General features: G+C 50.0%; 1 protein-coding gene and 1 pseudogene. Both read left to right on the top strand.

Annotation, left to right across the window (positions count from 1 at the left end; genetic code table 11):
• Window positions 1–1618 (top strand): annotated as a pseudogene (locus ASF86_RS19275) (Ig-like domain-containing protein); the annotation flags it as partial.
• Between the two features lies 1 nt (window position 1619).
• Window positions 1620–1990, top strand: a 371-nt coding sequence (locus ASF86_RS19655) for an Ig-like domain-containing protein (protein ID WP_227508793.1), incomplete at both ends; no start/stop codon positions are given.

Raw genomic sequence — 1990 nt, 5'->3', positions numbered from 1 at the left:
TTACTGTGACTGCTACTGATGCAGCTGGTAATAAAGGTACTGATACAGCTGTAGTGACAGTTGATACTACTGCACCAAATACAGGATCAGTAAATTTTGCAATCGACTCTGTAACCACAGATAACGTTATTAATGCTTCAGAAGCAGCAGGTAATGTCACCGTTACAGGTGTTTTGAAAAACGTTCCAGCAGATGCAACCAATACTGTAGTAACAGTTGTTGTGAATGGTCAGACTTACACTGCAACTGTAGACAGTGCAGCTGGCACATGGACGGTAAGCGTACTGGGCAGTGGTTTAGTTGCGGATACAGATAAAACGATTGATGCCAAAGTAACCTTTACTGATGCAGCAGGTAATAGCAGCACTGTTAACGATACGCAAACTTATACACTGGATACAGCTGCTCCAGCAGCACCAGTGATCAACCCGGTTAATGGGACAGACCCAATTACAGGTACAGCAGAACCTGGTTCAACAGTGACTGTGACCTATCCGGACGGTAGTACAGCAAGTGTTGTAGCAGGACCGGATGGTACTTGGACTGTGCCAAACCCAGGCCTAAATGATGGCGATCAAGTTGAAGCGATTGCTACAGATCCGGCAGGCAACCCATCATTACCTGGAACAGCTGTGGTTGATGCATTGGCACCAACAGTAGCCCTGAATGATCTATTAACCAACGACAGCACCCCTGCGCTCACTGGTACAGTCAATGATCCGACAGCAACTGTGGTTGTGAATGTGGATGGTGTTGACTACCCGGCGACGAACAATGGCGATGGCACCTGGACACTTGCAGACAATACCTTGCCTGCACTTAACGATGGTCCACACACCATTACCGTGACTGCAACAGATGCACTTGCAGACAATACCTTGCCTGCACTTAACGATGGTCCACACACCATTACCGTGACTGCAACAGATGCAGCAGGTAACGTAGGTACAGATACAGGTGTTGTGACAGTTGATACAGCAGCTCCTTCAGCACCAGTGATTGACCCGGTTAACGGGACAGACCCAATTACAGGTACAGCAGAACCTGGTTCAACAGTGACTGTGACCTATCCGGACGGTAGTACAGCAAGTGTTGTAGCAGGRCCGGATGGCAGCTGGACTGTGCCAAACCCAGGCTTAAATGATGGTGACACGGTAACAGCAGTAACAGAAGATCCTGCTGGCAATACATCAGGYCCAGCAACAGCTGTGGTTGATGCATTGGCACCGACAGTAGCACTTGATGATGTGCTCACCAACGACAGCACCCCAGCGCTCACYGGTACAGTCAACGATCCGACAGCAACTGTGGTTGTGAATGTGGATGGTGTTGATTACCCAGCGACGAACAATGGCGATGGCACCTGGACACTTGCAGACAATACCTTGCCTGCACTTAACGATGGTCCACACACCATTACCGTGACTGCAACAGATGCAGCAGGTAACGTAGGTACAGATACAGGTGTTGTGACAGTTGATACAGCTGCTCCAGCAGCACCAGTGATTGACCCGGTTAACGGGACAGACCCAATTACAGGTACGGCAGAACCTGGTTCAACAGTGACTGTGACCTATCCGGACGGTAGTACAGCAAGTGTTGTAGCAGGACCGGATGGNCGGGACAGACCCAATTACAGGTACGGCAGAACCTGGTTCAACAGTGACTGTGACCTATCCGGACGGTAGTACAGCAAGTGTTGTAGCAGGACCGGATGGCAGCTGGACTGTGCCAAACCCAGGCTTAAATGATGGTGACACGGTAACAGCAGTAACAGAAGATCCTGCTGGCAATACATCAGGCCCAGCAACAGCTGTGGTTGATGCAGTTGCACCGACAGTAGCACTTGATGATGTACTCACCAATGACAGCACCCCAGCGCTCACTGGTACAGTCAACGATCCGACAGCAACTGTGGTTGTGAATGTGGATGGTGTTGATTACCCAGCGACGAACAATGGCGATGGCACCTGGACACTTGCAGACAATA

The organism is Acinetobacter sp. Leaf130 (assembly GCF_001423205.1).
Taxonomy (GTDB): domain Bacteria; phylum Pseudomonadota; class Gammaproteobacteria; order Pseudomonadales; family Moraxellaceae; genus Acinetobacter; species Acinetobacter calcoaceticus.
The sequence above is the reverse complement of the archived record's forward strand: the minus strand, read 5'-3'. Positions and strand labels throughout refer to the sequence as shown.